Annotated in this window: 22 protein-coding genes; 11 read left to right on the top strand and 11 right to left on the bottom strand. The window is 64.1% G+C overall.

Annotated elements, in window-relative coordinates:
* Position 1: 1 nt before the first annotated feature.
* The 6 genes from FJV43_RS27575 to FJV43_RS27550 all read right to left on the bottom strand — a co-directional run bounded on the left by FJV43_RS27575 (position 2) and on the right by FJV43_RS27550 (position 6,596).
* On the bottom strand, positions 2-1,219 hold the full coding sequence (locus tag FJV43_RS27575; RefSeq protein WP_239622164.1) for an FAD-dependent oxidoreductase: 1,218 nt from the start codon (positions 1,217-1,219) through the stop codon (positions 2-4).
* Positions 1,220-1,229: 10 nt separating this feature from the next.
* A complete protein-coding gene (locus FJV43_RS27570) occupies positions 1,230-1,658 on the bottom strand; it encodes a globin family protein (RefSeq protein ID WP_239622163.1) in 429 nt (142 codons plus the stop codon).
* 129 nt (positions 1,659-1,787) lie between these two features.
* Entirely contained in the window at positions 1,788-3,167 is a 1,380-nt protein-coding gene (locus FJV43_RS27565; RefSeq protein ID WP_239622162.1) for an MFS transporter, read from the bottom strand.
* 341 nt (positions 3,168-3,508) lie between these two features.
* Positions 3,509-4,303, bottom strand: coding sequence for an ABC transporter ATP-binding protein (locus tag FJV43_RS27560; protein WP_028177816.1), 795 nt, complete (start codon positions 4,301-4,303; stop codon positions 3,509-3,511).
* 13 nt (positions 4,304-4,316) lie between these two features.
* Positions 4,317-5,213: a nitrate ABC transporter permease gene (gene ntrB / locus FJV43_RS27555; protein WP_239622161.1), complete on the bottom strand. Its 897-nt coding sequence runs from the start codon at positions 5,211-5,213 to the stop codon at positions 4,317-4,319.
* Between the two features lie 60 nt (positions 5,214-5,273).
* Positions 5,274-6,596 carry a CmpA/NrtA family ABC transporter substrate-binding protein gene (locus FJV43_RS27550; RefSeq protein WP_239622160.1) on the bottom strand — a complete coding sequence of 441 codons (1,323 nt, stop codon included), beginning with the start codon at positions 6,594-6,596 and terminating at the stop codon, positions 5,274-5,276.
* A 676-nt stretch (positions 6,597-7,272) separates the two neighbouring features.
* On the opposite strand from FJV43_RS27550, the gene FJV43_RS27545 reads away from it, so the two are divergent.
* The 3 genes from FJV43_RS27545 to FJV43_RS27535 all read left to right on the top strand — a co-directional run bounded on the left by FJV43_RS27545 (position 7,273) and on the right by FJV43_RS27535 (position 11,177).
* Positions 7,273-8,112, top strand: coding sequence for a formate/nitrite transporter family protein (locus FJV43_RS27545; RefSeq protein WP_239622159.1), 840 nt, complete (start codon positions 7,273-7,275; stop codon positions 8,110-8,112).
* Between the two features lie 60 nt (positions 8,113-8,172).
* Positions 8,173-9,909: a bifunctional protein-serine/threonine kinase/phosphatase gene (locus tag FJV43_RS27540; RefSeq protein WP_239622158.1), complete on the top strand. Its 1,737-nt coding sequence runs from the start codon at positions 8,173-8,175 to the stop codon at positions 9,907-9,909.
* Between the two features lie 254 nt (positions 9,910-10,163).
* Positions 10,164-11,177 carry an acyltransferase gene (locus tag FJV43_RS27535; protein WP_239622157.1) on the top strand — a complete coding sequence of 338 codons (1,014 nt, stop codon included), beginning with the start codon at positions 10,164-10,166 and terminating at the stop codon, positions 11,175-11,177.
* Positions 11,178-11,258: 81 nt separating this feature from the next.
* On the opposite strand, the gene FJV43_RS27530 is transcribed toward FJV43_RS27535, so the two are convergent.
* Entirely contained in the window at positions 11,259-12,176 is a 918-nt protein-coding gene (locus FJV43_RS27530; protein ID WP_239622156.1) for an intradiol ring-cleavage dioxygenase, read from the bottom strand.
* A 163-nt stretch (positions 12,177-12,339) separates the two neighbouring features.
* Here FJV43_RS27530 and FJV43_RS27525 point away from each other — a divergent pair, with 163 nt between their 5' ends.
* A complete protein-coding gene (locus tag FJV43_RS27525; RefSeq protein WP_239622155.1) occupies positions 12,340-13,614 on the top strand; it encodes a serine hydrolase domain-containing protein in 1,275 nt (424 codons plus the stop codon).
* A gap of 64 nt (positions 13,615-13,678) precedes the next feature.
* Here FJV43_RS27525 and FJV43_RS27520 read toward each other — a convergent pair whose 3' ends face one another.
* The 3 genes from FJV43_RS27520 to FJV43_RS27510 all read right to left on the bottom strand — a co-directional run bounded on the left by FJV43_RS27520 (position 13,679) and on the right by FJV43_RS27510 (position 16,591).
* Positions 13,679-14,998, bottom strand: coding sequence for a TRAP transporter large permease (locus FJV43_RS27520; protein WP_239622154.1), 1,320 nt, complete (start codon positions 14,996-14,998; stop codon positions 13,679-13,681).
* Complete coding sequence (locus FJV43_RS27515) at positions 14,995-15,510, bottom strand: TRAP transporter small permease (RefSeq protein WP_239622153.1); 516 nt, start codon at positions 15,508-15,510, stop codon at positions 14,995-14,997. Before FJV43_RS27515 ends, FJV43_RS27520 begins: the two co-directional genes overlap by 4 nt.
* An 82-nt stretch (positions 15,511-15,592) precedes the next feature.
* Positions 15,593-16,591: a TRAP transporter substrate-binding protein gene (locus FJV43_RS27510; RefSeq protein ID WP_239622152.1), complete on the bottom strand. Its 999-nt coding sequence runs from the start codon at positions 16,589-16,591 to the stop codon at positions 15,593-15,595.
* Between the two features lie 379 nt (positions 16,592-16,970).
* Between FJV43_RS27510 and FJV43_RS27505 the strand changes: the two genes are divergently transcribed.
* From FJV43_RS27505 to FJV43_RS27475, 7 genes are all read left to right on the top strand, one after another.
* On the top strand, positions 16,971-18,428 hold the full coding sequence (locus tag FJV43_RS27505; RefSeq protein WP_239629629.1) for a sensor histidine kinase: 1,458 nt from the start codon (positions 16,971-16,973) through the stop codon (positions 18,426-18,428).
* 172 nt (positions 18,429-18,600) lie between these two features.
* A complete protein-coding gene (locus FJV43_RS27500; protein ID WP_239622151.1) occupies positions 18,601-19,422 on the top strand; it encodes a FadR/GntR family transcriptional regulator in 822 nt (273 codons plus the stop codon).
* Positions 19,423-19,572: 150 nt separating this feature from the next.
* Positions 19,573-20,394 (top strand): ABC transporter permease, encoded by an 822-nt coding sequence (locus FJV43_RS27495; protein WP_035670422.1) that lies wholly within the window; start codon positions 19,573-19,575, stop codon positions 20,392-20,394.
* Positions 20,391-21,197, top strand: a complete 807-nt coding sequence (locus tag FJV43_RS27490; RefSeq protein WP_080659888.1) for an ABC transporter permease — start codon at positions 20,391-20,393, stop codon at positions 21,195-21,197. The genes FJV43_RS27495 and FJV43_RS27490 overlap by 4 nt, the downstream gene beginning before the upstream one ends.
* Positions 21,194-21,952, top strand: a complete 759-nt coding sequence (locus tag FJV43_RS27485; RefSeq protein ID WP_239622150.1) for an ABC transporter ATP-binding protein — start codon at positions 21,194-21,196, stop codon at positions 21,950-21,952. The genes FJV43_RS27490 and FJV43_RS27485 overlap by 4 nt, the downstream gene beginning before the upstream one ends.
* Positions 21,949-22,281: a hypothetical protein gene (locus FJV43_RS27480; RefSeq protein ID WP_239622149.1), complete on the top strand. Its 333-nt coding sequence runs from the start codon at positions 21,949-21,951 to the stop codon at positions 22,279-22,281. Before FJV43_RS27485 ends, FJV43_RS27480 begins: the two co-directional genes overlap by 4 nt.
* 4 nt (positions 22,282-22,285) lie before the next feature.
* Positions 22,286-23,341, top strand: coding sequence for an ABC transporter substrate-binding protein (locus tag FJV43_RS27475; RefSeq protein WP_239622148.1), 1,056 nt, complete (start codon positions 22,286-22,288; stop codon positions 23,339-23,341).
* A gap of 54 nt (positions 23,342-23,395) precedes the next feature.
* On the opposite strand, the gene FJV43_RS27470 is transcribed toward FJV43_RS27475, so the two are convergent.
* Positions 23,396-24,943, bottom strand: coding sequence for a heme peroxidase family protein (locus tag FJV43_RS27470; RefSeq protein ID WP_239622147.1), 1,548 nt, complete (start codon positions 24,941-24,943; stop codon positions 23,396-23,398).
* Between the last annotated feature and the right edge of the window lie 174 nt (positions 24,944-25,117).

Genomic DNA, 25,117 nt, shown 5'->3' with positions numbered 1-25,117 from the left:
GTCAAGCAGCCTTGGAGGGGTGCGTCACCGCGCGGCCGAACATCATGTCTGTACGGATCGCCGCAACCTTGTCGCGGTTGCGGATCAGTTCGAGGTACCAGAGCGCATCGACGGTATCGCCGATCAGCACGGCGCCGGTGAGCCGGCCGTCGGCGATCACGAGCTTCTTGTAGGTGCCGCGGCTGCGGTCCGACAGCACGAGGCTCTCGCTGCCCTCCCCGCCCATGAAGTCGCCGGCGGAGAACACGCTGACGCCGGAGACCTTCAGATTGGTCGAGACCACGCTGCCCTGATAGGCGGCGGGGCGGCCGGAAAGATGCCGCGCCAGCACGCGCGCCTGCTCATAAGCGGGTTCGACAAGGCCATAGCAGGTGCCGCGATGCTCGGCGCATTCGCCGAGCGCGAAGATGTCGGCTGAGGAGGTCTGCATGACGTCGTTGACGACGATGCCGCGATTGACCGCGATGCCCGCATCTTTCGCCAGCACGACGTTCGGCTTGATGCCGGCCGCGAAAATCACGGCGTCGGCCTCGATGCGGCTGCCGTCGGCGAGCTCGACGGCCTCGACATGACCGTCGCCATGGATGCACTTCGTGCTCGCGTTGAGCAGGATGCGGATGCCCTTGCGCTCGACCAGCGTCTTGAGCAGGTCGGCGGCGGGTGCATCAAGCTGGCGCTCCATCAGCCGGTCCATCAGATGCAGCAGCGTCACGGGGGCACCGGCCTTGGCGAGACCGTAGGCCGCTTCAAGGCCAAGCAGGCCGCCGCCGACCACGACGACGCGCTTCTTCGCCGCCGCAAGCGTCAGCAGCAGGTCGACGTCGCGGGTGTCGCGAAAGGTGTGCACGCCGGCCAGATCGGCACCCGGCACGTTGAGCCGCAGCGGCGTCGAGCCGGTAGCGAGGACGAGCTTGGAGTACTCCATGCTCTCCTCGCCTTCGATCTTCAGCTCGCGGCGGCCGGTGTCGATCTCGGTGACGCGATAGCCGTAGCGCACCGTGACGCCGCGGTGGCGCCACCAGTCGGCCGGCCGGAGCTCGATCTCGTGCGAGCCGGTCTCGCCGGCCAGCACGGAGGAGAGCAGCACGCGGTTGTAAGCGAGCCGCGGCTCTTCGCCGATCACGGCGACGGCGTAGCGGCCGAGCGCGGTCTTCGCGAGCTCGTCGACCAGACGCGCGGCCGCCATACCGTTACCGACGATGACCAGCGGTTCACTCACGAGGCATCTCCTATTCGGCGGCCTGCGCTTGTGCGCCATAGGCCTCGGATATCATGTAGCCGGACAGCACGCCGTAGGCGTCGGTCCAGGCCTTGGCGAGTTCGGGCGTCCAGGCATCGCCAAGCCCCTTCTCCAGGGTCCACAGCAAGGTCGCGCCGACCACAGGGTAGTGCTCGGCCTTGGCGCCGTAGGCGACGTGACGCTTGGCCAGGGTGGAGGCCGCGGGAAGAATCGACTCCAGGTTCGACAGGCCGCCGACCACGGCAGCGAGCATGCCCATCAGCTTCTTGCGCTGCTCGGTCATGTCCTCGGGAAACATCGCACGCACGGACGGCGCCACCTCGAACAGGCGATCGTAGAACAGCACCGCGGCCTGCTCCGATATCGGCGCGACCTTGGAAAAGCTCTGTTGAATGAGGGCGACCTGTTCTGGCGTCATGATGTTCTCCTGTCTGTTTCGGTCTGCCTTCGTCCGCGCCGTTGCGGAAAAAGTTCATGGGTCAAACGTCATCAGAGAGACTCCTCCCCGCGTACGGGGAGAAGCGACATTCGTGCCAAGTGCTCGCGCTCACACACGTGCCTCGGCGAGGCTTGGCGCGCCTTCACCCTGCGGGCTGCGACGCAGGTAGAACCACCAGGTCAGAGCGAGGCAGGAGGCGTAGAAGGCGAGATAGATCGCGAGCGCGAGCTGCGGCCCGCCGGTCATGGCGATCGACTTGCCGAAGCCGCTCGGGATCAGATAGCCGCCGACGGCACCGATCGCGCCGATGAAGCCGACCGCCGCGCCGCTTTCGATGCTCGCGGTCTTCAGCGCGGCCGCACGCGCGACATCGCCCTTGCCGCGCACCTTGAACAGGTTCTCCTCGCGGAAGATCGAGGGGATCATGCGGTAGGTCGAGCCGTTGCCGATGCCCGTCGTCACGAACAGGACCAGGAACATCGACAGGAAGCCCGTGAAATCCTTGTGCCCGACGAAGTAGAGCACGCCGACCGTGGCACCCGCCATCGCGATGAAGTTCCAGAAGGTGATGATGGAGCCGCCGACCCGGTCTGCGAGCCAGCCGCCGAGCGGACGCGACAGCGAGCCGACCAGCGGGCCCAGGAAGGCGATCGAGATCGTCACGGTGGGGAATTGCGTCTTGATCAGAAGCGGAAACGCCGCGGAGTAGCCGATGAAAGACCCGAACGTGCCGATGTAGAGATACGCCATGATCCAGGTGTGCTTGCGCTTGACGATCGCAAGCTGGTTCTTCACCGACGATTTCGCCGTGGTGAGATTGTTCATGAAGAACACCGCGCCGAACACCGCGATCGCGATCGGCAGCACCCACATGAGTCCGGCATTCTGCAGGAAGATGCCGTCGACAGGCGTTGCCTGGAACAGGTTGAAGACGGCGAGCGTCATCAGGATCGGGGTCAAGAGCTGCACGCTGGAGACACCGATATTGCCGCCGGCCGCGTTGAGGCCGAGCGCCCATCCCTTCATCCGGTCGGGGAAGAAGAAGGAGATGTTGGTCATGCTGGAGGCGAAATTGCCGCCGCCGAGACCCGCGGTCGAGGCGATCAGCAGCATCAGCCAGAACGGCGTGTCGGGCTGGCTCACGAAATAGGCAAGCGACAAGGTCGGAATGAACAGGATCGCCGCGCTGAAGATGGTCCAGTTGCGGCCGCCGAAGGTCGTCACTGCGAAGGTGTAGGGAAAGCGCATCAAGGCGCCGATCAGCCCCGGCACGGCGACGAGCTGGAACAGCTGGTCGGTGGTGTAGTGGAAGCCGGCCTGCGGCAGCTTGGTCGTGACGATGCTCCAGATCAGCCAGACCGAGAAGCCGATATGTTCGGCTACGATCGACCAGATCAGGTTGCGCCGCGCGATCGCCTTGCCGGTCGCGTTCCAGAACGCCTCATCTTCAGGGCGCCAGTCAGAAATCCAAGTGGGACTCTTCGTCATTGCATATCCCTTCCAGTCTCACCGCTGCGTCGTTGCAGGCTCTGCCTCCAGGCAGGGAGGCGCGCTCCGAGGCTTCACCCCAGTGGCGAGTTCACGATGCTGATTGATGATGTTGAGGGACGTCGTCGTTGGCGTCGCGCAAAGACGCTTCAATTTCCGTGCCAGTTGCGCGCATCCTGGAAACGCAGGGATTTCAGGATGTTGTTCGCGCCGCCCGAAATGTTCGCAGGGCTTTTTCGCACGCTTGGTTTGCGTTTCGCTCAATCCTTGTGCGACGCACAAGGATTGAGCGAGGTGTTGATTATTTGGGCGCGCGCATGTCGTTGCGTTGAACTCTTCGCTTACGCGGCCTCGACGAAGCGGTGGCGCTCGTAGAGGAATTCGAGCACGCGCTGGCGGCACTTCAGATAGGTGGCGTTGGTCGCGAGCTCGAGCCGCTTGCGCGGCCGCGCCAGCGGCACCTCCAGCACCTCGCCGATGCGCGCGCTCGGCCCATTCGTCATCATCACGATGCGGTCGGACAGCAGCACGGCCTCGTCGACGTCGTGGGTGATCATCAGAATGGTGTTGCCGAGCTTCTGATGCAGCGCCATGACGGAGTCCTGCAGATGGGCCCGGGTCAGCGCGTCGAGCGCGCCGAACGGCTCGTCCAGCAGCAGCACCTTGGGCTCCATGGCGAGCGCCCTCGCGATGCCGACGCGCTGCTTCATGCCGCCGGAGATTTCGGAAGGACGCTTGTCCCTGGCATGAGCCATCTGCACGAGGTTGAGATTGTGCATCACCCAGGCGTCGCGCTCGGCGCGGGACTTGGTCCTGGCGAAGACCTTGTCGACGCCGAGCCTGACGTTCTCGTAGACCGTCAGCCACGGCAGCAGGCTGTGGTTCTGGAACACAACGGCGCGGTCGGGTCCCGGCGAGTTCACCTCGCGGTTTTCCAGCAGCACGCCGCCCGTGGTGGCGCCGGTCAGCCCTGCGATGATGTTGAGCAGGGTCGACTTGCCGCAGCCGGAATGGCCGATGATCGAAACGTACTCGCCCTTCTCGATCGTGAGGTTGATGTCCTTCAGCACCTCCGTGGTGGCGGCGCCGCGGGTAAAGACCTTGTCGATGTGGTCGAGCTTCAGATAGGCGGTCATGTGCCCTCTCCCCTCAGTTCTGCGCGGTGCCGCGGGTGACGAACTTGCCGAGGCCCGCGATCAGGCGGTCCAGCACGAAGCCGACGATGCCGACATAGAACAGCGCCAGGACGATCTCGCTGATATGCGAGGAGTTCCAGGCGTCCCAGATGAAGAAGCCGATGCCGACGCCCCCGATCAGCATTTCCGCCGCGACGATCGCAAGCCACGACAGGCCGATGCCGATGCGAAGGCCGGTGAAGATGTAGGGCGCGGCCGCCGGGATCATGATCTTTGCGAAGAACTCGAGCGGATTGAGCTGCACGACGGCCGCGACGTTGCGATAGTCCTGCGGAATGTTGCGGATGCCGACAGCGGTGTTGATGATGATCGGCCAGATCGAGGTGATGAAGATGACGAAGATCGCGGAGGGCTGGCCGTCGCGGAATGCCGCGAGCGACAACGGCAGCCAGGCGAGCGGCGGAATGGTACGCAGCACCTGGAACAACGGATCGAGCCCGCGCATGGCCCAGACCGACTGCCCGACCAGCACCCCGAGCGCGATGCCCGCGATCGCCGAGAGCGAGTAGCCGAAGGCGACGCGCTGGAGACTGGCGGAAAGATGCCAGAACAGGCCCTTGTCGATGCCGCCATGGTCGAAGAACGGATCGAGGATCAGCTCCTTTGTGTCAGTGAACACCTTCGACGGCGGCGGCAGTGCCGAGCCGGCACGGCGGCAGACCAGCTCCCACACCAGCGTGAGCAGCGCGATCACGACCAGCGGCGGGATCACGCGCACGGCCGTCTCTCGTGCCATGCGTGCGTAAACTTCGGCGCGCGGGGGACGCCTCGGCGTCATCGCGACGACCGGCGCGGAGCTGGCCGCAGGCGTCGCGGTTTCAATCTCGATCTTGGCGGCAGGCATGTTCATCGCAATCTCTCTCCGGCTTCAAGGGACGATGCGGCCGCCAAAGGGCGGCCGCTGGCTCCATCAGACTTCGACGCGCTTGATCGCGAGCGACTTCAGATAGGCGGCCGGATTCTCCGGATCGAACACCTTGCCGTCGAAGAAGGTCTCCTTGCCGCGCGAGGTTGAGGCCGGAATGTCGGCAGCCGCGACGCCGAGGGTCTTGGCGGCGTCGCGCCACATGTCCTCACGATTGACCTTGCCGATCAGTGCCTTGCTGTCGAAGCCGGCTTCATATTTGCCCCAGCGGATGTCCTCGGTCATAAACCAGAGGTCATGGCTCCGGAACGGATAGGAGGCATGGTCGCGCCAGTACTTCATGATGTGCGGCGAGTTCTCGACCACCTTGCCGGGGATGCCGTAGTCGAACTTGCCGGCGGTGCGGTCGAGCACGTCCTCGACAGGACAGTTCATCCACTGCCGCTTGCCCATGATGGCGGCGAGCTCGGCCTTGTTCTCGGCCTTGTCGGCCCATTGCTGGGCTTCCATCACCGCCATCAGCAACGCTTTCGCCGCCTTTGGATATTTGTCGACGAAGGCGGCGCGCATGCCGAAGGATTTCTCCGGATGCTTGTTCCAGAGTTCGCCGGTGTTGACCGCGGTATAGCCGATCTTCTGATGGATCAGCTGCAGGTTCCAGGGCTCGCCGACGCAGAAGCAGTCCATGGTGCCGACCTTCATGTTGGCCACCATCTGCGGCGGCGGCACCACGATGGTCTCGATATCCTTGTCGGGATCGATGCCGCCGGCGGCGAGCCAATAGCGTATCCAGAGATCGTGGGTGCCGCCGGGGAATGTCATCGCGGCCTTCACGGCCTTGCCCGAGGCCTTCTTCTTCTCCAGCGCGGCCTTGAACGGCGCGGCATCGACGCCGAGCTTCAGGTCGGCATATTCGCTCGCGACGGAGATGCACTGGCTGTCGAGATTGAGCCGCGCCAGGATGTACATCGGCGTCGGCTGGTTGTTCTGCGTCACCTTGCCGGCCGAGATCAGATACGGCATCGGGGTGAGGATATGCGCGCCGTCGATGCCGTTGCCTTCGGAGCCGAGCACGAGGTTGTCGCGCGTCGTCCCCCACGACGCCTGCTTCTGCACATCGGTGTCGGGCATGCCGTATTTGGCGAACAGCCCCTTGTCCTTGGCGACGAAGAGCGGGCCGGCATCGCTCAGCGCGATGAAGCCGAGCTTGGCGCCCTTGACCTCAGGGCCTGCGTCCTGCGCGAAGGCGCCGGCAGGGAAGTTCAGTTTTGCGGCGGCGAGAAGTGCCGCGGTCGAGCCGGTGGCCTTCAACAATTGACGGCGGCTGAGGCCAGTCGTTTCGGAGGGCCGGCGGGTGCGCTTGGTCATAGGCTGTGTCGTCCTTTGCGTCTTTGCGGAATGATTTGCGGCTGTGCGCGCGAGCGGCCCGTCCGTCCGGTGGCGCCGTATTCGGCGCATGCGAACGCGTGACGGGGAGGACCCCCGGTCTGGTGGCGTCAGCAAATCGGATGAGAATTCTCGCGGGACGGCTTCAATGGCGTCGGCTGGAACCATTCAAGCTTCATGCCAAGCATGGCGCCACAAGAAGAATAAGTAAATCAATGCGTTACATCGGCAGCGCCAGACTGTCGCAGGTCGGTTCCGCTTGCGAAATTTGCGATCTGCACATTGCTTGTGCGGCGCACAAATCTTGTGCAACAGCTTAAGGAAAAGGCCGAGGCGACGTCAGAATCAGATCGAGCCGAGCGGCATCGCTTTGAAATTGCTCGACATTTTTGACACCACGCGCCGGCACGCAACTTGCTTTACTTTCGCCGTCAACGAAGACTGCGGCTTGCCGCATTGATGCAGCCTCTGGCGGCCGCATCCCGGAAGCTCAACTGCTTCGCGGCCCTCCCGGCTCAAAGTCCTCGTGACGCGATTCCCAAAGCTTCCAGATTTTCCATAGCCCTCGTGCGCGGCAGGCCAGCCCGCACGGCCGAACACGTTCAGCCGCGCTCTCCGGAGCGTGTCGATCTCCCCTTACGAAGCAAAGGAACCATTGATGTCGTATCTCGCGCCTTCGGAATTCGTCACCAAGATGGTGGATGCGGGCGAGTCCAAGATCTTCATGTCCACCCGGGATACCATCATCCGAGCCTATATGGCGGGCGCCATCCTGGCGCTGGCGGCCTGGTTCGCCGTGACGATCAACGTCAACACGGGCCAGCCGCTGATCGGCGCGCTGCTGTTTCCGGTCGGCTTCGTCATGCTCTATCTGTTGGGCTTCGATCTCCTCACCGGCGTCTTCGTGCTTTCCCCGCTCGCCCTGATCGACAAGCGTCCGGGCGTCACCCTCGGCGGCGTGTTGCGCAATTGGGGCCTCGTATTCGTCGGCAACTTCGCCGGTGCCTTCACGGTGGCCTTCATGATGGCCTTCGTCACGACGTTCGGCTTCACCCAGGCGCCGGACAAGGTCGGCGCCGCCATCGGCAATATCGGCGAAGGGCGAACCCTCGGCTACGCCGCGCACGGCGCGGCCGGTATGGCGACGCTGTTCTTGCGCGGCATGCTCTGCAACTGGATGGTCTCGACCGGCGTCGTCGGCGCCATGATCTCGACCTCGGTCCCCGGCAAGGTCATCGCGATGTGGATGCCGATCCTGGTGTTCTTCTACATGGTGTTCGAGCATTCCGTCGTGAACATGTTCCTGTTCCCGTCCGGGCTGCTGCTCGGCGCGAAGTTCTCGATCATGGACTATCTGATCTGGAACGAGATCCCGACCGTGCTCGGCAACCTCGTCGGCGGCCTCGCCTTCACCGGCATGACCCTCTATGCCACGCACGTCATGACCCTGCCCAAGCGCCAGGCCGGCAAGGTTGCGAAGCCCCGCGTTGCGGCCTGATCGGATCCATCTCGACAGGGGAGCCTCGACCGGTCAGGGTGAGGCTCCGCTTTGCAGGTTATGACGATGACCCGCGGACTCCAGATCTCGGTCGGCCAGCATTCCGACAAGGGCCGCAAGTCCGTCAACCAGGACTTTCACGGCGTCCTGATTCCGGAAGAGCCGCTGCTCAGCCTGAAGGGCATCGCGGCGGTTCTCGCCGACGGCATCTCCTCGAGCGCGGTGAGCCAGGTCGCCAGCGAGTCGGCGGTCAAGAGCTTCCTGATGGACTATTACTGCACGTCGGAATCCTGGACGGTGAAGACCTCCGCCCGCCGCGTGCTGGACGCGACCAATTCCTGGCTGCACGCGCAGACGCGCAAGAGCCAATACGCCTATGACCGGGACAAGGGCTATGTCTGCACCCTGAGCGCCATGGTCATCAAGGCGACCACCGCGCACATCTTTCATGTCGGCGACTGCCGCGTCTACCGCCTCGCCGGCAAGACGCTCGAGCAGCTGACCGACGATCACCGCATCATCGTGTCGTCCGAGCAGACCTATCTCGGCCGCGCGCTCGGCATCAATCCGCAGCTCGAGATCGACTATCAGGCGTTCGAGGTCGAGGCCGGCGACATTTTTCTGCTGGCAACCGACGGCGCTTACGAATTCGTCGACGCACGCTTCGTCACGAGCGCGCTGAATGAGCATGCGGGCGATCTCGACGCGGCGGCGAAGGCCATCGTCGAGGAATCCTACCGGCGCGGCAGCGACGACAACATCACCGTCCAGATCCTGCGCATCGATGCGGTGCCGCAGCGCGAGCCGGCCGGCATCTTCAATCAGACCGCACAATTGCCGCTGCCTTCGCTGCCGGAACCGCGCGCGATCTTCGACGGCTACCGGATCGTCCGCGAGATTCACGGCAGCAGCCGCAGCCACATCTATCTTGCCGTCGATGTGGAGACCGGGGAGCCGGTCGCGCTCAAGCTGCCGTCGGTCGACCTGCGCGACAATGCCGCGTACCTGAAGCGCTTTTTGATGGAGGAGTGGATCGCGCGCCGCATCGACAGCCCGCACGTGCTGAAGCCGCTGTCACAGTCGAGGCGGCGCAGCTACCTCTACGTCGCGACTGAATTCGTCGAGGGACAGACCCTGAAGCAGTGGATGATCGACAATCCGCGCCCCGATCTCGAAACCGTCCGCGGGCTGATCGAGCAGATCGCGGCGGGCCTGCGCGCCTTCCACCGCATGGAGATGCTGCATCAGGACCTCAGACCCGACAACATCCTGATCGACAAGACCGGCACCGCCAAGATCATCGACTTCGGATCGGTCAGGGTCGCCGGCGTCGCCGAGGCCGCGCCGCCGGACGAGGCCGACGAAATCCTGGGAACGGTCCAGTATACGGCACCGGAGTATTTTCTTGGACAGGGCGGCTCACCGCGCTCCGACATGTTTTCGCTGGCCGTGATCTGCTACCAGATGCTGACGGGAAAGCTGCCTTACGGTGCCCAGATCGCCAGGATCCGCCGCAAGGCGGACGTGCGGCGGCTCAAATACCGCCCGGCGGACGACGACCGCAATGTGCCGGCCTGGGTCGATGGCGCGCTCAGGCGCGCGTTCCATCCCGATCCCTACAAGCGACACGAGGACCTGTCCGAATTCGTCCACGAGCTTCGCACGCCCAACCCGGCCTATCTCGACACGCGAATGACGCCGCTCCTGGAGCGGAACCCGCTGATGTTCTGGAAGGTGACGTCGGCGGCGCTCGCCTGCGCGGTCATCGTGCTGCTGGCTATGCTGCACGCGCGCTAGAGTGTGTGCTCATGAAGCGCAGACGTGAGCTTCTGGCGGCTACACGGACATCTGCGGCTGGTCGGCGCACAGTCGCTCCTTAGCTCCGAACGGTCATGGCAAGGTGCCGTCCCGCCCCAGCCCACCTAATACATCCTAGCGTAGAGTTTATCAGCCTTACGCAACCATTTATTAGTATCCTTGCGTGCAGATAGATTTCAACTTGTAATTGATTGTGCAGGGGCGTTTTGCGCGTCTTCGCGGGTGTAGAGGCAATGCGCGGCGTTGCTGCGCTATCGGTGGTCTGCGGACACGCGGTCAGCGCACGGCCCGACATGGTCGGCCCGGGCGTTGCCGAAGGCGTCCTCACCATTCTTGCAAGCGGCGTCGACATCTTCTTTGTCATTTCCGGCTTCATCATTGCAACCACAGCAGCGGCGCACCGCGACCCGTTGAGCTTCGTCTTCAGACGAGCGATTCGAATTTATCCGGTCTACTGGCTTGTGTTGCTGGCGGCGTTCGCCAGCTCGTCCTGGATCGATCTGTCGCCGGAGAAACGTCCGCCGCTCGACCTTGGCCTCATCTTCGCGTGGACATATCCGAACTGGTACCTTGGCCCGGCCTGGTCGATTGCTTTCGAATTGCATTTCTATGCCGCAGTTGCGGCCATCCTCGCCATCGCGCCGAACCGGTTGTTCGAACTGCTGTTCGCGGGGCTCGGCATGGTCGTTATTGCCCTCGTACTCCGCCTGCAGCTCGGCATCTATTCCCATCCGCTGGTCCTGGAATTCGGCGCCGGCGTCGGCATCGCCTATCTCCACAGGAACGGTCGATTGCTCTTTTCGCGCCATGTTCTGGCAACTTCAGCCGGCCTGTTCGCCGTAGGCTGGTACTGGATATTCGTGTCCGGATCGGCCGACCCGCAATTCGCGCGCGTGCCAACCTATGGCGTCGCTGCGGGATTGCTCATCCATGCCGTGGTGTCTGCCGAGATCGAAGGGCGGTCGTTTTCGCCGATCCTGCAATGGTTCGGCAAGATTTCGTACTCGCTGTATATCGTCCATTACCTGGTGATACGATGGATGATCAACTTTACCGAGGTGTGGCTGTTATCGACGGCCGCGACAATCGTAGCCAGCATTCTGCTCTCCATCGGCCTCGCCTGGGTCTTGTACATCATCATTGAGGCGCCGCTCATCGGATGGGGCCGCAGGTGGAGCGCCGACCAACGGACCTCGGATGCCCCGAGACGAGAGAAGGCCGTGGATATCCCTGCACGGGTCGACTAAGCACTCCGCGCCGGTTCACGCGAGCGGCGATTGCCGCTCTTCGCCGCCCGCTTGTTATGACGCGCCGCCGGCGGGGAGCCGTCACGCCGGCTCCGCCGCCTTCGTCCCCAGCGGCTTCGGGGCCATGCCGCCGCCGGGCTTGAGGTGGAATTCGTAGGTCATCAGGTGCCACGGCCCGTTCGCCTTGCTGCCGTCGGGCATCGCCGAGTCATTGCGCGGCTCGACCTTGGCGATCAGGTCGTCCTTGACGCCGAACACCACGTCGGAATCCAGATATTTGTCGCCACCGATGAAGACGTGCGTGATCAGCGGCTCATAGCCCTTCGCATTGACCAGGAAGTGCACATGTGCCGGGCGCATCGGGTGGCGACCCGTCTGCACGATCATCTCGCCCACCGGCCCGTCAGTCGGGATCGGGTAGCTGCACGGCAGGATGGTGCGGAAGAAGAAGCGGCCCTCGCTATCCGTGATGAAACGCGCCCGCGCCGAAGCGCCGACCTCGTCATAATTCGGCTTCTGGGAATCGTAGAAGCCGTCATCGTCGGCATGCCAGACGTCCACAGGAACGTTCGCGAGCGGCTTGCCCTTGAGATCGGTGACGCGGCTCTGCACGAACATCTTCTCACCGGTGAGATTGTGCGGCGAGATGTCGGTGCCGTGCGCGGTCACCTTGTGCTCGCCGACATAGAACGGACCGAGCACCGTGGTCTGTGTGGCGCCCTCGCGGTCGCGGTGGTTAACGGCGTCGACCAGCATGGAGACGCCGAGCACGTCGGACAACAGGATGAACTCCTGGCGCGTGTCGGTGCATTTCTGCCCCGTCCGGGTCAGGAAATCGATGGCGTATTCCCATTCCTCGAAGGTCAGGCCGGTCTTGCTCACGTAATCGTGCAGCGACTTCACCAATTCCTGCAGCAGGAATTTTGCCCGCGGATTCGGCGTCTGGTCGAAGCTCCGAACGACGGCTTCGGTGAGTTCGGTCTCGTTGAACTGCGTCATGATGCGTTGCCCTCGCGTTTTTCTCGTTGGCCCGGGTGGGCTCCCTGGAGGCGTTCCGCCGCCGAGCCTACACCAGTCGGCCCGGCTGCGTTAAGCGCAACCGACTTGGAATGGGGCCGCCATTTCGGTATCAACTTTCCGACAAAACGCCCCGGAGGAACTGATGCTCGCCCCCACCCCCGCCTCGCCCGAATCCGTCGGCATGTCCAAGGCCGCGCTCGACCGCGTCGATGCCCATCTGAAGAACCGGTACATCGATGCCGGCCGTTTCCCCGGCACGCAGCTCCTGGTCTATCGCCGCGGCAAGATCGCTCACAGCTCGGTGCAGGGCTTCGCCGACGTCGAGCGCAAGGCGCCGGTGAAGGATGACACCATCTACCGCATCTATTCCATGACCAAGCCGCTCACCAGCGTCGCCTTCATGATGCTGGTCGAGCAAGGCCTCGTCGCCATCGACGAGCCCGTCGCCAAATACATTCCGGAATGGAAGGATCTCGGCGTATTCGTCGCCGGCACCTACCCGGCCTTCCTGACCCGGCCGCCGTCGCGGCCGATGCTGATCGTCGACCTGCTGCGCCACACCTCCGGCCTCACCTACGGCTTCCAGCAGCGCTCCAATGTCGATGCCGCCTATCGCAGCGAGAAGATCGGCGAGGTCGAGAAGTCAGGCACACTCCAGACCATGATCGAGGGCCTGGCAAAGATCCCGCTGGAGTTCTCGCCGGGCGAATCCTGGAACTACTCCGTGGCGACCGACGTGATCGGCTACCTCGTCGGCAAGATCTCGGGGATGCCTTTCGAGCAGTTTCTCAAGCAGCGGATTCTCGATCCACTCGGCATGACCGACACCGATTTCCACGTGCCGGCCTCGAAGGCGCATCGCTTCGCCGCCTGCTACTCGGCGGACCCCGGCGGCGGCATGACCTTCCATGCCGGCCAGCGTCGCGAAGGCCTCACGCTGCAGGACGATCCGACGACGAGCTCGTTCCTGTCACCGCCCTCCTTCATCTCCGGCGGCGGCGGGCTGTGCTCGACGGTCGCCGACTATCTGACCTTCTGCCGCGCCCTGCTCAATGGTGGTGAGCTCGGCGGTGTCAGGCTGATCGGGCCGAAGACGCTGGCGCTGATGACGACGAACCACATCCCGGGCGGACGCGCGCTGCCGGAGGTGTCGCGCTCGCTGTTCTCCGAAGCCACCTATAACGGCATCGGCTTCGGCCTCGGCTTCGCCGTCACCATGCGTCCGGCCGAGACGCTGATCGCCGGCAGCCCCGGCGAGTACAATTGGGGCGGCGCGGCAACGACCTCGTTCTGGATCGATCCGGCGGAGGAGCTGATCACGATCTTCATGACGCAGGTGCTGCCGTCGAGCGCCTATCCGATCCGCCGCGAGCTGCGCAGCATGGTCTACGCGGCCATCACCGAGAGCAATCTGTAAGCGGTGGAATCGATCCCACGGCCGCGCCGCGGGATCGCACTCTCAGAAGCTCACTTGCAGACTCTCATTTCAGCATCTCCGGCACGATCAGACGCGGCAGGAACAGCGACACGCTGGGCCAGACGATGACCGCCGCCAGCACCAGCAGCATCGGTATCAGCATGATCATCGTGTCCTTCAGGGCATAGCGCAGCCGCACGCCGGCGATCGAGCAGGCGATCATCAGACACAGGCCGTAGGGTGGCGTCACCAGTCCGAAGGCGAGCGATACGATGGAAATGATCGCGAACTGGACCGGATGGAGATCGACCGACTTGGCGAGCGGCTCCAGCACGGTGCCGACGATGATGATCGCCGGGATGGCGTCGAGGAAGCAGCCCACGACCAGAAAGCAGAAGGAGATGAAGAAGCCGGCCGCAACGGCGCCCATGCCCCAGGTCGAGACGTTGGCCAGCAGCTCTTGCGGGATCTTGTAATAGGCGAGCAGCCAGCCGAACGCACTTGCGGTGCCGACACAGAACAGCGCCACGCCGGCAAGGCGCCCGGTGTCGAGCAAGGCCTTGTACAATTCGCGTGGCCCCGTCTCGCGGTAGAAGAATGTCGAGAGCGCTACGGAATAGAGCACCGCGACGCAGGCGGACTCGGTCGCGGTGAACCAGCCGAGCAGAATACCGCCGACGACGATGAACGGCGTCATCAGCGCCGGTATCGACCGCCAGATGGCGGATCCCATCTCGACCCAGGTCGATTTCGGATAGGTGGGGTAGCCCCGGCGCACGGCATAGATGTGCACCGTCACCATCTGCGCGCCCGCGATCAGCAGGCCCGGCACGATGCCGGCCAGATACATCGCCGCAATCGAGGTCGAGATCAGCCCACCCCACACGATCATCAGGATCGACGGCGGAATGATGACTGCAAGCACCGCCGACACCGCGGTGATGGCGATGGAGAACGAAAGGTCATAGCCCTCCTTGTTCTGCGCATCGATGAATATCTTGGACTGGCTCGCCGCATCGGCGGTGGAGGAGCCAGAGATACCGGCAAAGAACACCGACAGCACGACGTTGATCTGCGCCAGGGATCCCGGCCAGTGCCCGACCATCGAACGCGACAGCGTCACGAGACGATCGGTGATGCCGCCGATGCTCATCAGGTTCGCCGTCAACAGGAAGAACGGCACCGCGAGCAGGATGAATGAATTGTACGCATTGAAGGTCTCCTGCGCGAGCGTCATCAGCGACAGGTGCGGCTCGATCAGCAGGATCGGCACACAGGCAAGACCGAGCGCGAAAGCGACCGGCACGCGCGCGATGAGCAGGCCGATGAAGACCCCGAACAGCAGCATCGCAGCCTGTCCGGCAGAAAGTACGGTGCCGCTCATCTCTGTGCCCCGGCCAGAACGCGCAGTTCATCGATGATCTGTTCACCCGCAAAGACGATCCACGTCAGACCGGCCACCGGCCAGGCGACATGGATCAGCCAGAGCGGCAGATCGGCCAATTCCGACGTTCTATTCCAGGCAAAACGGGTAAACTCGATGCCGGCGGTTACGAACACCAGCGCCAGCGCAAGCACGCCGAGTCGCGCGAGGATCCGCACCGCGGCCTCCGACCTCCGCGACAGGTCGGGCCACACGTCGACCTCGAAATGCTGCGCCTCCCTGATGCCGACCATGGCACCGATCATGATCGTCCAGATGAACAGGAAGCGCGCCATTTCCTCGGTCCAGATGTAGGACGGAATGAACGGCGTGTAGCGTGAGATGATTTGCAGCGTGACCGGAATAACGAGGATGCCGACGCAGGCGGCCAGCAGGAATTCCAGCAATTTCGCATAGGCCGCGGTGACGCGACGCCACAGCGACGGCGTGGACGGGACGTGCATGTCGGACATTGGGACTCCGTACGGCGCTCATCCGCCACGTCCGGGCAGGAAGCGGGGCCTGCCCGGACGATTGCCGGCGGACAGAGCGACCTCAGACGACGTTGATCTTCTCGAAAATGCCTTCCGCGCCGATCTCCTTGGCGTAGGTGGCGATCACGGGGTCGGCGAGCTTCTTCATGGCATCCCGTTCCTCGAACGGAACGCGCTTGAGCTTGCCGGCCTTCTCGAGCGTGTCGAGCTTGACGACCTCTTCGCTCGACTCCAGCTGGCGGCCGTAGTCGCCGGCCTCCTTGCCGGCCTTCATGATCGCGTCCTGCAAATCCTTCGGCAAGGTCTTCAGCGTCTTCACCGAGAAGCAGATCGGCCGGATCGACACGGCGTGCTGGGTCAGGTTGAGATGCGGAGCCACTTCGTAGAACTTCATCGCCTCGACGCCGGCCGCCTCATTCTCGCCGGCCGAAATCACCCCGTTCTGGATCGCGTTGTAGATTTCGTTATAGGCGATCACGGTCGGGCTCATGCCGACGGCCGCGAACGTCTTCGACCAGATCGGCGCGCCCTGCACGCGGACCTTGAGCCCCTTGAGGTCGGCGAGGTTCTTGAGCGGCTTGTTGGCGAAGATGTTGCGGATGCCGCCGCCGGCATAGCCGATCAGAACGACCTCGGCCTTCGCCGCGACCTCGTCGGCGATCGGCGCCAGGATGTTGGCTTCGACGACCTTGTTCATGTGATCGATGCCCTTGAATACGAAGGGCGCATCGATGAACGGGGCCGCCTTGGCGAAGGTCGACATGTGAGCCGGCGAGACGATGCCGTAATCGACAGCCTTGCCCTGCGACATGTACTCGAAATACTGCTTCTCGAGGCCGAGCGAGGAGTTCTTGTGCAGGGTGAAATTGACTGGCTTGCCGTAGTATTTCTTCACCAGCTCCTCGAACCGGATCAGTGCCCGGTTGAAGGCATGGTCGTCATTGAACTGGACCGCGCCGTTCAGCGTGATCGGGGCTTGCGCCCTGAGGATCGACGGCATGCCGAGCGTAGCCGCCGCAGTGGTCGCGCCGATACCAGCGAGAAATGACCTTCGCTTCATCGTCTCCCCTCCCTTTGATGCTCCGCCCCTGTCGCCGGGCCGTGAGCGCAGCCGCTATGCGGCTTGCATTCATGGAGCGTATGAAAAACTACGGCGGGACGGAAGTCATTTCGCTTGGGCTGGACGTCCTCTTCGTCGCAGAGCTCCGCCGGTGCCGCCTGCTGCACTGCCGCGATCGCGATGATCTGACGCCACTCCAGACTGCGTCACAGCGTCTTTCGCGGGATGGCCCCGGACGCGAAAATCGTGGCACCGGGCAAGTACTGCCCCTATGGTCCTCCCAAAATCATGATCCGGCGCCGCTGCGCTGGAACCGGGACGCCCACGCTTGTCAAAGCTTACCCTGCCGGTCCGGCTCGCCCTCCTGGTCGCGGGAACGATGTTGCCGCTGATCGTCTTTGCCGTCGGCCTCGCCTATTCCAACTATCGCCAGGATCGCAGCGAGGTAACGCGCCGGGTGCTGGAGACCGTGCGAAGCATGCGCCTCGTGCTCGACTCCGAGGTGCAGCGGATGACGGGCGGCTTGCAGGTGCTCGCGCTCGGCGATTCCCTGCAAAGCGGCGATTTCAACGGCTTCCGCCGGCTGGCGGTCGAATTCACGAGCCAGTATGGCGGCGACAGTGTCCTGCTGCTGGCCGACAGATCCGGCCGGCAGCTGTTTTCGACCGTGACGACGGAAACAGCGAGCCTGCCGCCGCGCAACAATCGAGAGATTGTCGAGCGGGTGTTTGCAAGCAAGGCGCCGCAATATTCCGACCTGTTCGTCGGTTCGACCGAGAAACGGCCGATCGTGACCGTGGAAGTTCCCGTGCTTCGCAATGGCGAAGTGGCCTATGCGCTCTCCTTCAGTCCGCCGATCGCGATATTCCAGAAATTGGTCGAGCAGCAGCGGCCAAACGATCAATGGACGGTGTCGCTGCTGGATACCAAGGCTCGCGTGTTCGCGCGTACACCCAACCCTGCCGAGACGTTCGGCAAGCAGGCTTCCGGCGCACTCCACGATGCGATGTCGCACACACCGGAGGCAGCGCTTTCGACCGTTTCGCTCGACGGCGTCGCGCTATCCTCCGCCTTCACCCGATCGCAGCTGACCGGCTGGACGGTCGTGGCCGGCGTCAGCGAGAGCTCGCTGATCGCGCCGCTCTGGCACGACATCGCGATCACCAGCCTGATCGGCGGCATCCTGCTGCTGGTCGGCCTCACCTTTGCAGTCAGGATGGCGACCACCATCGCGCGCGGCGAGATGCTGCACGATCTCCTGATCGAGGAGCTCAACCATCGCGTCAAGAACACGCTGGCCCTGATGCAGGCGATCGCTGTGCAGACATTCCGCAGCGCCAGCCGGGACGAGCGGGCCAAGTTCGAGGGACGGCTCGGCGCGCTGGCCGAGGCGCATAATCTCCTGAGCCAGGAGAAATGGGCGGGATCGGAGCTCCGGGACGTGATCGCCCGCGCGCTCCAACCGTTCCTGCTGAGCAATCACGACCGCATCCGCATGACCGGCCCGGCCGTGCCGCTGTCGCCGCGGCTCGCCGTGGTGCTGTCGATGATCGTGCACGAGATCGCCACCAACGCCGCGAAATACGGCGCGCTGTCCAACGAGACCGGCCGGGTGACGCTGGACTGGGACGTCATCGCTGATGCGCCGAAGCCGCGACTGCGGCTGATCTGGACCGAGACCGGCGGCCCGCCGGTGACGGCGCCGGTACAACGCGGCTTCGGCTCGCGCCTGATCGAGCGTAGCGCGCGCGACCAGCTCGACGGTGAGGCAACCGTCGACTTCCTGCCGCGCGGCGTGGTCTGCACGGTGATCTGCACGCTGGACGAGGCGCCCTGATCCAACGGCCTCCCCCAGCGCATATCGCAACGCAGCACAATCATGCTGCGACAATTGCGCTTGCCCGCACCCAATCATCCGATGTTAAACATCGGATGATTGTGAAGCTGCCGGGCGTGGCAGCCAAGACAAATGAACCGGCCGCGACAGGCCGGACGGGAGAAACGTACGAGTGGCACGAGCGCGCCCGAGCCCCGTCGACAAACTGGTCAAGCCCGGCCGCATTCGCGCCGTGCTGACGACGCTCGGCCGCGAGATCGCCCAGGATCTCATTCCCGTCGGGACGACCCTGCCGCCGGAGCCTGAGCTCGAAACCCGTTTCGGCGTCGGGCGCGGCGTGGTGCGCGAGGCCATCAAGACGCTTGCCGCCAAGGGCCTCGTCAGCGTGCGGCCGCGCCACGGCACGCAGGTGCTGCCGCGCCACGAATGGAGCCTGCTCGACCGCGACGTGCTGAGCTGGCTCGTCGGCCAGGACGAGCCCGACCGCGACCTCCTGCTGGCGATCCAGGAGGTGCGCTCGATCATCGAACCTGCAGCCGCAGCTCTCGCCGCCGAACGCGCCACCAGGAACGACCGCTGGCGGATCGACACGGCCTTGGCCGCGATGCAGACTGCAAAGGATCAGGCCAGCGCCCTCGCCGCCGACAAGGCATTCCATCTTGCCATCCTGGATGCGACCCACAACCCGGTCCTCCAGGGCTTTCGCGGCGCGATCGACACCATCCTGAGCACCGTCTTCACCGTCGCCGTCGTCAGCACCGGCGGCTGGTTCAGGGATAATCTGCCGAACCACGTGGCGGCGGCGCGAGCCATCGAGAGCGGCAACCCGGAGAAGGCGCGCGCCGCGATGGAACGCCTGCTGGGCTACACCCGATTGAAACTTTCGAACCGGAAGACGGCCATCGCCGCGGCGACCCGTAAAGCGGTCGGATCGGCCGTGCGCTCGCCCAAGAAAACGAACCTCAAGAACAAGAGAAAACGCCATGGACCATGACACGAAGGGCTCGGCCCAGATCCTCGCTCCGCCGGGATTCGCGAGGTTCGCACACCGACAAAGATATGCCATCGCGCGAGACGTGGCTACGATGTCGGGAAGATCAGCGTGAAATGCCGGCACAGGCATAGCTGAGCGCAGGGAGGTCACATGCAGGTGACGGGCAGTCTGAAGGGGCGATCGTCGCGGCTGATGCGCAGCGTCAATTCGCTGGCGGGAGCGGCGATGTTCGTCGCGCCGCTGCTTGCGCTGGTTGCGATCTGGGCCATCGTCGTACCGCTGTTCAACGTCAATCCGCGCGTGTTTCCCTCGGTCGGTGCGGTCGGCGCGGCCGCGCTGGACTCGATCCGCGACGGCACGTTGTTCGCCCATGTCGGCGCCAGCCTCTTGCGTGTCGGCCTGGGCACGCTGATCGGGATCGCAACCGCCGTGCCGCTCGGCATCGCCATGGGCGTCAGCCCGACGGTCGCGGCCTTCCTGACGCCGCTGTTCCGCTTCTTCTCGGTGCTCGCCGGCATTGCCTGGATTCCGATCGCGACGCTGTGGTTCGGCTACGGCTTCGGCGCGATCGTCTTCGTGATCTTCAATGCCGTGTTCTTCGTCGTCGCCTACAACACCCTGCTCGGCGTCAGGACCATTCCACACACGCTGCGCAATGCCGCCGCCTCGCTCGGCGCCGGCCGCTGGGCGCTGCTGACCGAAGTGCTGCTTCCGGGCGCGCTCCCCAACATCGTCACCGGCATTCGGACCGGCCTTGGCTTCGCCTGGCGCGGGCTGATCGCCGCCGAGATGATCGCGACCAATGTCGGGCTCGGCTACATGCTGTTCGTCGCGCGCGACTTCTACCGCACCGAGGTGATCGTGTTCGGCATGATCGTGATCGGCGTTCTCTGGCTTCTGATCGACCGCCTGCTGCTGGTCCCGCTGGAACGCGCGACCATCGAGCGCTGGGGCATGGTGAGGCGCGCATGAATCTGATGCTGCAAATCTGGGCCGGCTATACCCGCCTGACCCGGCGCTGGCCGGGGCTCGCCGCGATCATTCCCTTCATCCCGGTGCTGGCGCTGTGGACGGCGGTGAGCGAGGCCGGATTGTTTCCGCGCGCGTTCTTTCCGGGCCCGGCCGACGTCATGCGCGCGTTCTTCACCCTCACCTACAAGGGCATCCTGCCCGACTATCTCCAGGACAGCCTGATCCGGCTCGCGACCGGCGCCGCGGTCGGCATGGCGCTCGGCATTCCTCTGGGAGTCCTGATCGGCACCAGTCGCTGGGCGCACCGCATCTGCTGGCCGGTGCTGCTGTTCTTCCAGGCCATCGGCGACATCGCCTGGCTGCCGATCCTCCTGATCTGGTTCGGCTTCGGATTGACGACGATGACCTTCGTCATCGTCTACACCGTGCTGTTCCCGGTCGTGCTCAACACCGTGCTCGGCGTCGAATCCGTGCCGCGCGACCTCTCGCGCGCCGCCCTGAGCCTCGGGGCCTCGCGCGCGCGCGTCTTGTGGGAGGTGACGCTGCCGGGCGCGCTGCCCAACATCATCACGGGCCTGCGCAACGGGCTAGGCTATGGCTGGCGCGCGCTGATCGCAGTCGAGATGATCGTCGGCACCTCGGGCATCGGCTTCATGATGTTCGACGCCCGCCGCGCCGGCTCGACCGTCGAGATCCTGCTCGGCATGATCATTCTCGGATTGCTCTGGTACATCGTGGACGCCTGGATCCTCGCGCCGCTCGAGCGCGCGACCGGCCAGCGTTGGGGATTGGTGACATCATGAAGACGCTCTCGCTGCGCAATCTCGGCAAGACCTATTTCGATCCCTATGCGGGCGCGCATGTCACCGCCGTCCACGACGTCTCGCTCGACGTCGAGCCCGGCGAATTCATCTCGGTGGTCGGTCCCTCCGGCTGCGGCAAGACGACGATCCTGAACATGATCGCCGGCTTCATCCCCTATTCGAAGGGCGACATCCTGCTCGACGGCAAGCCGGTGCACGGGCCCGGCCCCGAGCGTGGCGTCGTGTTCCAGTCTTTCGCGCTGTTTCCCTGGAAGACGGTGCTCGACAATGTCGGCTTCGGCCCGAAGATGCGCGGCGTGCCGAAGGCCGAGCGCGACCGCATCGCGCGCGAATATCTGGCGCTTGCCGGGCTCTCGCATGCGGCGCACCGCTATCCCAACGAGCTCTCCGGCGGCATGCAGCAGCGCGTCGGCGTGGTGCGCGCGCTCGCCAACAACCCCGACGTCCTGCTGATGGACGAGCCCTTCGCCAGCGTCGACGCGCAGACGCGCATGACGCTCCAGGAGGAACTGACCCGCATCTGGCAGGAGCGCAAGCCGACGGTGATCTTCATCACCCACGACGTGGCGGAAGCGGTGTTTCTCGCCAACCGCGTCGTCGTGCTGTCGAAGGGACGCGTGCTGGACCAGATCGCGGTCGACCTGCCGCGCCCCCGGGTCTGGGACGACCTCGTCAAGGACGACCGCTTCAAGCAGCTCTCGGCGCGCGTGCTGCAGATGGTGCGCGCAGCATGAGCATCGCCTCCGAGGTCCTGCGCTCGCCCAAGGGCCGCATCGTGCTCGGCACGATCGCCGCATGGGCGCTGTTTCAGCTCTGGCTGACGATCGCGGCGCCGGGCAAGATTTCGCCGGAGCTCACCGGCACATCGGAAAAGGTCAACGTGCAGATCGAGCTGCCGTTCGTGCCGGAGCGCTTCCACGTGCTCGCGTTCCAGCAATACGGACGCGTCTCGGGCACGGACGAGCACTCGATCGAACTGCGCGGTGTCAAAAGAACGGACCTCAACGCCGTGGCCCGGCCTTACTGGGTCACGGCGGTGGGGCCGATAAAAGAGGGAGGCTGAGGACATGAAACGACTCTTGCTGCTTGCGATCGCGCTTCTAGCCGGCATGGTGCCGGCGAGCGCCCAGACCTTGACGAAAGTGAAGGCCGGCATGGTCACCGGCATCGACCAGATCGGCCTGCCGATCGCGCTCGAGCGCGGCTTCTTCGAGAAGTACGGGCTCGACGTCGCGATCGCGCGCCCCTACGCCACCGGCGTCGACGCGCTGAACGCGCTGCAGGCCGGCGAGAGCGAGATCGTGCAGGTCGGCGTGCCCATGATCGGCGCCGTCCTGCGCGGCATGGACCTCGTCGCGCTCGGCAATTACAGCGGCAACGCCACCAAGGCCGGCTCCGACGCGACGATGGCGATCATCGCGCGCGAAGGTTCAGGCATCGTTAAGGGCGACCTGTCGACGCTGAAGGGCAAGAAGATCGCGGCGTCCTTCGGCACGATCAACCATCTCTACATCCTGGCGACGCTGGAGAAGGCCGGGCTGAAGCCAGACGACGTGACGCTGGTCAACACCCCGCCGCCGGACATGACCGTCGCCCTGCTGGCCAAGGGGATCGATGCGTTCTCGGGCTGGGACCCCTGGCCGATCGTCGCCGGCAAGGATGTGCCGGGCGCGGTCGAGATCATCCGCGGCGGCGACGTGATCTCCTATATCGGCTTCAACGTCGCGCTTCGCCCCTGGGTGCAGGCCAACGGCGAGACCATCGAGAAATTCCTCGCCGCCGTCTCCGACGCCGACCAATGGATGCGCAAGAACCCGAAGCTGGCGGCGCAAGTCGCCACGCGCTGGATTCCGGGGCTCAAGCAGGACGTCGCCGAGGCTGCGATGCAGTTCAACATCCAGCAGGCGGACCGCCGGCTGTCGGCGAACAACTACCGCGCGCTGTGGAGCGCCGAGGACCGGCTCTCCCGGCTCGGCATCCTCAAATCGACCTTCGACGTCAATGCGCATATCGAGCCGAAGCACATTCTCAAGGTCATGAAGGACCGTCCCGAGCTGTTCGCCGATCTGCCGCCGATTCCGGAGACGGCGGCGATCACGCCGGGCTACGTGTTCAAGCCCTGAGCACGTCCAGACCGGCGCGCTACGCGCGCCGGTCCGGCCAAGTCTTATCGCGCTTTAGACGGTCGCGATGCCGTCGATCGGGCTGATATCGCCGACGAAGCGCAGCAGATCGGCCATCGTGAATTCGCCCGGCACTTGCGATGCAAGCGTCGGCTTCCAGCTCTTGCCCTTGAGCCAAAGGTAGGACTGGTGATCGCCATGGACGAGGCCGACGAAGACCTCGGCGAGCAGCGTCGCGCCGACCGGCCCGAGCCGTTCACCGTTGCCTCGTTGCTCCGCCTCCTTGAGGATGTAGTACCAGAGCGGGGTGTGTTGGTGCAGGCCATGCTTCTTCGCCACGGCACCGTCGCTCCCCTTGGAGATTTCTTCCGGAGACAGTGGATTCTTGATCTTCATGGCCTTGGCGACGTCCTGCCCCGACGGCAATCCCAGCAACACGCCGCGCTTGAGATTGCGGAACGGCAGGCTGCCGCCGTCACCGGGCAGTGTGTGGAGTTGCGGCACGATGAAAGGATCGATCTTGCGCGACGGATTGAGCGTCACGCCCGCAGGATTGTTCGGCAGCACTTGGAAGTAGCGCCGCCAGTCGATGATCCAGTTGCTTGAAAGCACCGGAAGCGGGAGCGGCGGCGTTATCGGGTTCGGCGCCAGGTCTCCGATGATTCCTCCCGAAAGCCCGGTGAACCTGAACAGCAAATCGAGAGTTGCAGGAATACCGCCCGGGCCGGGCGTGAAGATCCTGTTGTGGCTATAGACCTGGCGAACCATGCTGTGACCGAGACGATAGACCGCCCCTGAAAACTCGACAGGCATGTAGGGAATCTTCTTGAAGCGATAGAAGCGCCGACCCTGCTCGAGGATCTTTGCGACGATGCCCTTCTCGGTGATCCGCTCCACGAAATCGTGCAGGACCATCCATTGGTAGTGCCAGGTCACGATGCGGCGCGCTTCCTCGAAGATCTCGCCCGCCGGCTTGCCCGACGCTGCGAGCTGATCGCAGACCTTGTTGTGAAACTTCAGCATCGCGAGATGGGTTTGCGCGACGAGCAGGTTCTCGTCGTTGCGGTGATCGCCGATCAGCGCAAACCCCTCGGGATTGCGCGGCAGGTCGTTGCGATGATCGCCGGTGATGGCGTCGACGTTGACGGTCTTGCCGATCAGCAGCTTGGGGCCCGGTGTCTTGCCGTTGTCGCTCGCCGAATTGCGCGCGTACAGATGACGGCTTCCATCGGGACCAAGACCATAGATGCTGTCGAGATCGAGTGCGGGCGTGCGAAAATTGGTGACCGCCATCGGATCGGCTTCCTTCTCGCCGAAGGAGGTCAGATCGAGCGTGATATCATGGTCGATGAATTGCCCGAGATAAGTAAAACCGGCGGGGACGTTGAGATTGTTTCCCGCGGCGTCGCCGGGGGCGGGATCCTTCATCGCGTCGGCGAGCTCATGCAGCGGACCGTCATCGACAGCCAGCGGCTCCAGGGTCGGAAACATCCGGCCAAACATGCCCGGATCGTCGTGTCCGGAAAGCGTATCCAGAAATTGTCGCGTCGGTTGACGTCCGGCCTTGCCATGACCGGGATGAACATTCACGTCGGTTCCCATCGCTTGCTCCTGCTCAGAATGCTTAAGGGAGAGGGGCGCCGAAGATGTCGCTTGGTCTAAAATTCTCGTTTCAGTATATGTTCTGAAGAATTGCCCCTCAGGGTGCAGTACGACGAAATATTACTACAGATTGCATTCTGTCGGTGAGTCCCACCGGCGAGGCTTTTTGCCCCA

The sequence above is a fragment of the Bradyrhizobium sp. I71 genome (genome assembly GCF_022354745.1).
GTDB classification, from domain to species: domain Bacteria; phylum Pseudomonadota; class Alphaproteobacteria; order Rhizobiales; family Xanthobacteraceae; genus Bradyrhizobium; species Bradyrhizobium liaoningense.
Note: the sequence above shows the minus strand (reverse complement) of the source record. Positions and strands in the feature narration are given on the sequence as shown.

What these genes read in the sequence shown, in the direction of transcription:
- FJV43_RS27570 (WP_239622163.1), bottom strand. Translation starts at nt 1,658, where the DNA reads ATGACGCCAGAACAGGTCGCCCTCATTCAACAGAGCTTTTCCAAGGTC.
- FJV43_RS27565 (WP_239622162.1), bottom strand. Translation starts at nt 3,167, where the DNA reads ATGACGAAGAGTCCCACTTGGATTTCTGACTGGCGCCCTGAAGATGAG.
- FJV43_RS27560 (WP_028177816.1), bottom strand. Translation starts at nt 4,303, where the DNA reads ATGACCGCCTATCTGAAGCTCGACCACATCGACAAGGTCTTTACCCGC.
- ntrB (WP_239622161.1), bottom strand. Translation starts at nt 5,213, where the DNA reads ATGAACATGCCTGCCGCCAAGATCGAGATTGAAACCGCGACGCCTGCG.
- FJV43_RS27550 (WP_239622160.1), bottom strand. Translation starts at nt 6,596, where the DNA reads ATGACCAAGCGCACCCGCCGGCCCTCCGAAACGACTGGCCTCAGCCGC.
- FJV43_RS27545 (WP_239622159.1), top strand. Translation starts at nt 7,273, where the DNA reads ATGTCGTATCTCGCGCCTTCGGAATTCGTCACCAAGATGGTGGATGCG.
- FJV43_RS27540 (WP_239622158.1), top strand. Translation starts at nt 8,173, where the DNA reads ATGACGATGACCCGCGGACTCCAGATCTCGGTCGGCCAGCATTCCGAC.
- FJV43_RS27535 (WP_239622157.1), top strand. Translation starts at nt 10,164, where the DNA reads ATGCGCGGCGTTGCTGCGCTATCGGTGGTCTGCGGACACGCGGTCAGC.
- FJV43_RS27530 (WP_239622156.1), bottom strand. Translation starts at nt 12,176, where the DNA reads ATGACGCAGTTCAACGAGACCGAACTCACCGAAGCCGTCGTTCGGAGC.
- FJV43_RS27525 (WP_239622155.1), top strand. Translation starts at nt 12,340, where the DNA reads ATGCTCGCCCCCACCCCCGCCTCGCCCGAATCCGTCGGCATGTCCAAG.
- FJV43_RS27520 (WP_239622154.1), bottom strand. Translation starts at nt 14,998, where the DNA reads ATGAGCGGCACCGTACTTTCTGCCGGACAGGCTGCGATGCTGCTGTTC.
- FJV43_RS27515 (WP_239622153.1), bottom strand. Translation starts at nt 15,510, where the DNA reads ATGTCCGACATGCACGTCCCGTCCACGCCGTCGCTGTGGCGTCGCGTC.
- FJV43_RS27510 (WP_239622152.1), bottom strand. Translation starts at nt 16,591, where the DNA reads ATGAAGCGAAGGTCATTTCTCGCTGGTATCGGCGCGACCACTGCGGCG.
- FJV43_RS27505 (WP_239629629.1), top strand. Translation starts at nt 16,971, where the DNA reads ATGTTGCCGCTGATCGTCTTTGCCGTCGGCCTCGCCTATTCCAACTAT.
- FJV43_RS27495 (WP_035670422.1), top strand. Translation starts at nt 19,573, where the DNA reads ATGCAGGTGACGGGCAGTCTGAAGGGGCGATCGTCGCGGCTGATGCGC.
- FJV43_RS27490 (WP_080659888.1), top strand. Translation starts at nt 20,391, where the DNA reads ATGAATCTGATGCTGCAAATCTGGGCCGGCTATACCCGCCTGACCCGG.
- FJV43_RS27485 (WP_239622150.1), top strand. Translation starts at nt 21,194, where the DNA reads ATGAAGACGCTCTCGCTGCGCAATCTCGGCAAGACCTATTTCGATCCC.
- FJV43_RS27480 (WP_239622149.1), top strand. Translation starts at nt 21,949, where the DNA reads ATGAGCATCGCCTCCGAGGTCCTGCGCTCGCCCAAGGGCCGCATCGTG.
- FJV43_RS27475 (WP_239622148.1), top strand. Translation starts at nt 22,286, where the DNA reads ATGAAACGACTCTTGCTGCTTGCGATCGCGCTTCTAGCCGGCATGGTG.
- FJV43_RS27470 (WP_239622147.1), bottom strand. Translation starts at nt 24,943, where the DNA reads ATGGGAACCGACGTGAATGTTCATCCCGGTCATGGCAAGGCCGGACGT.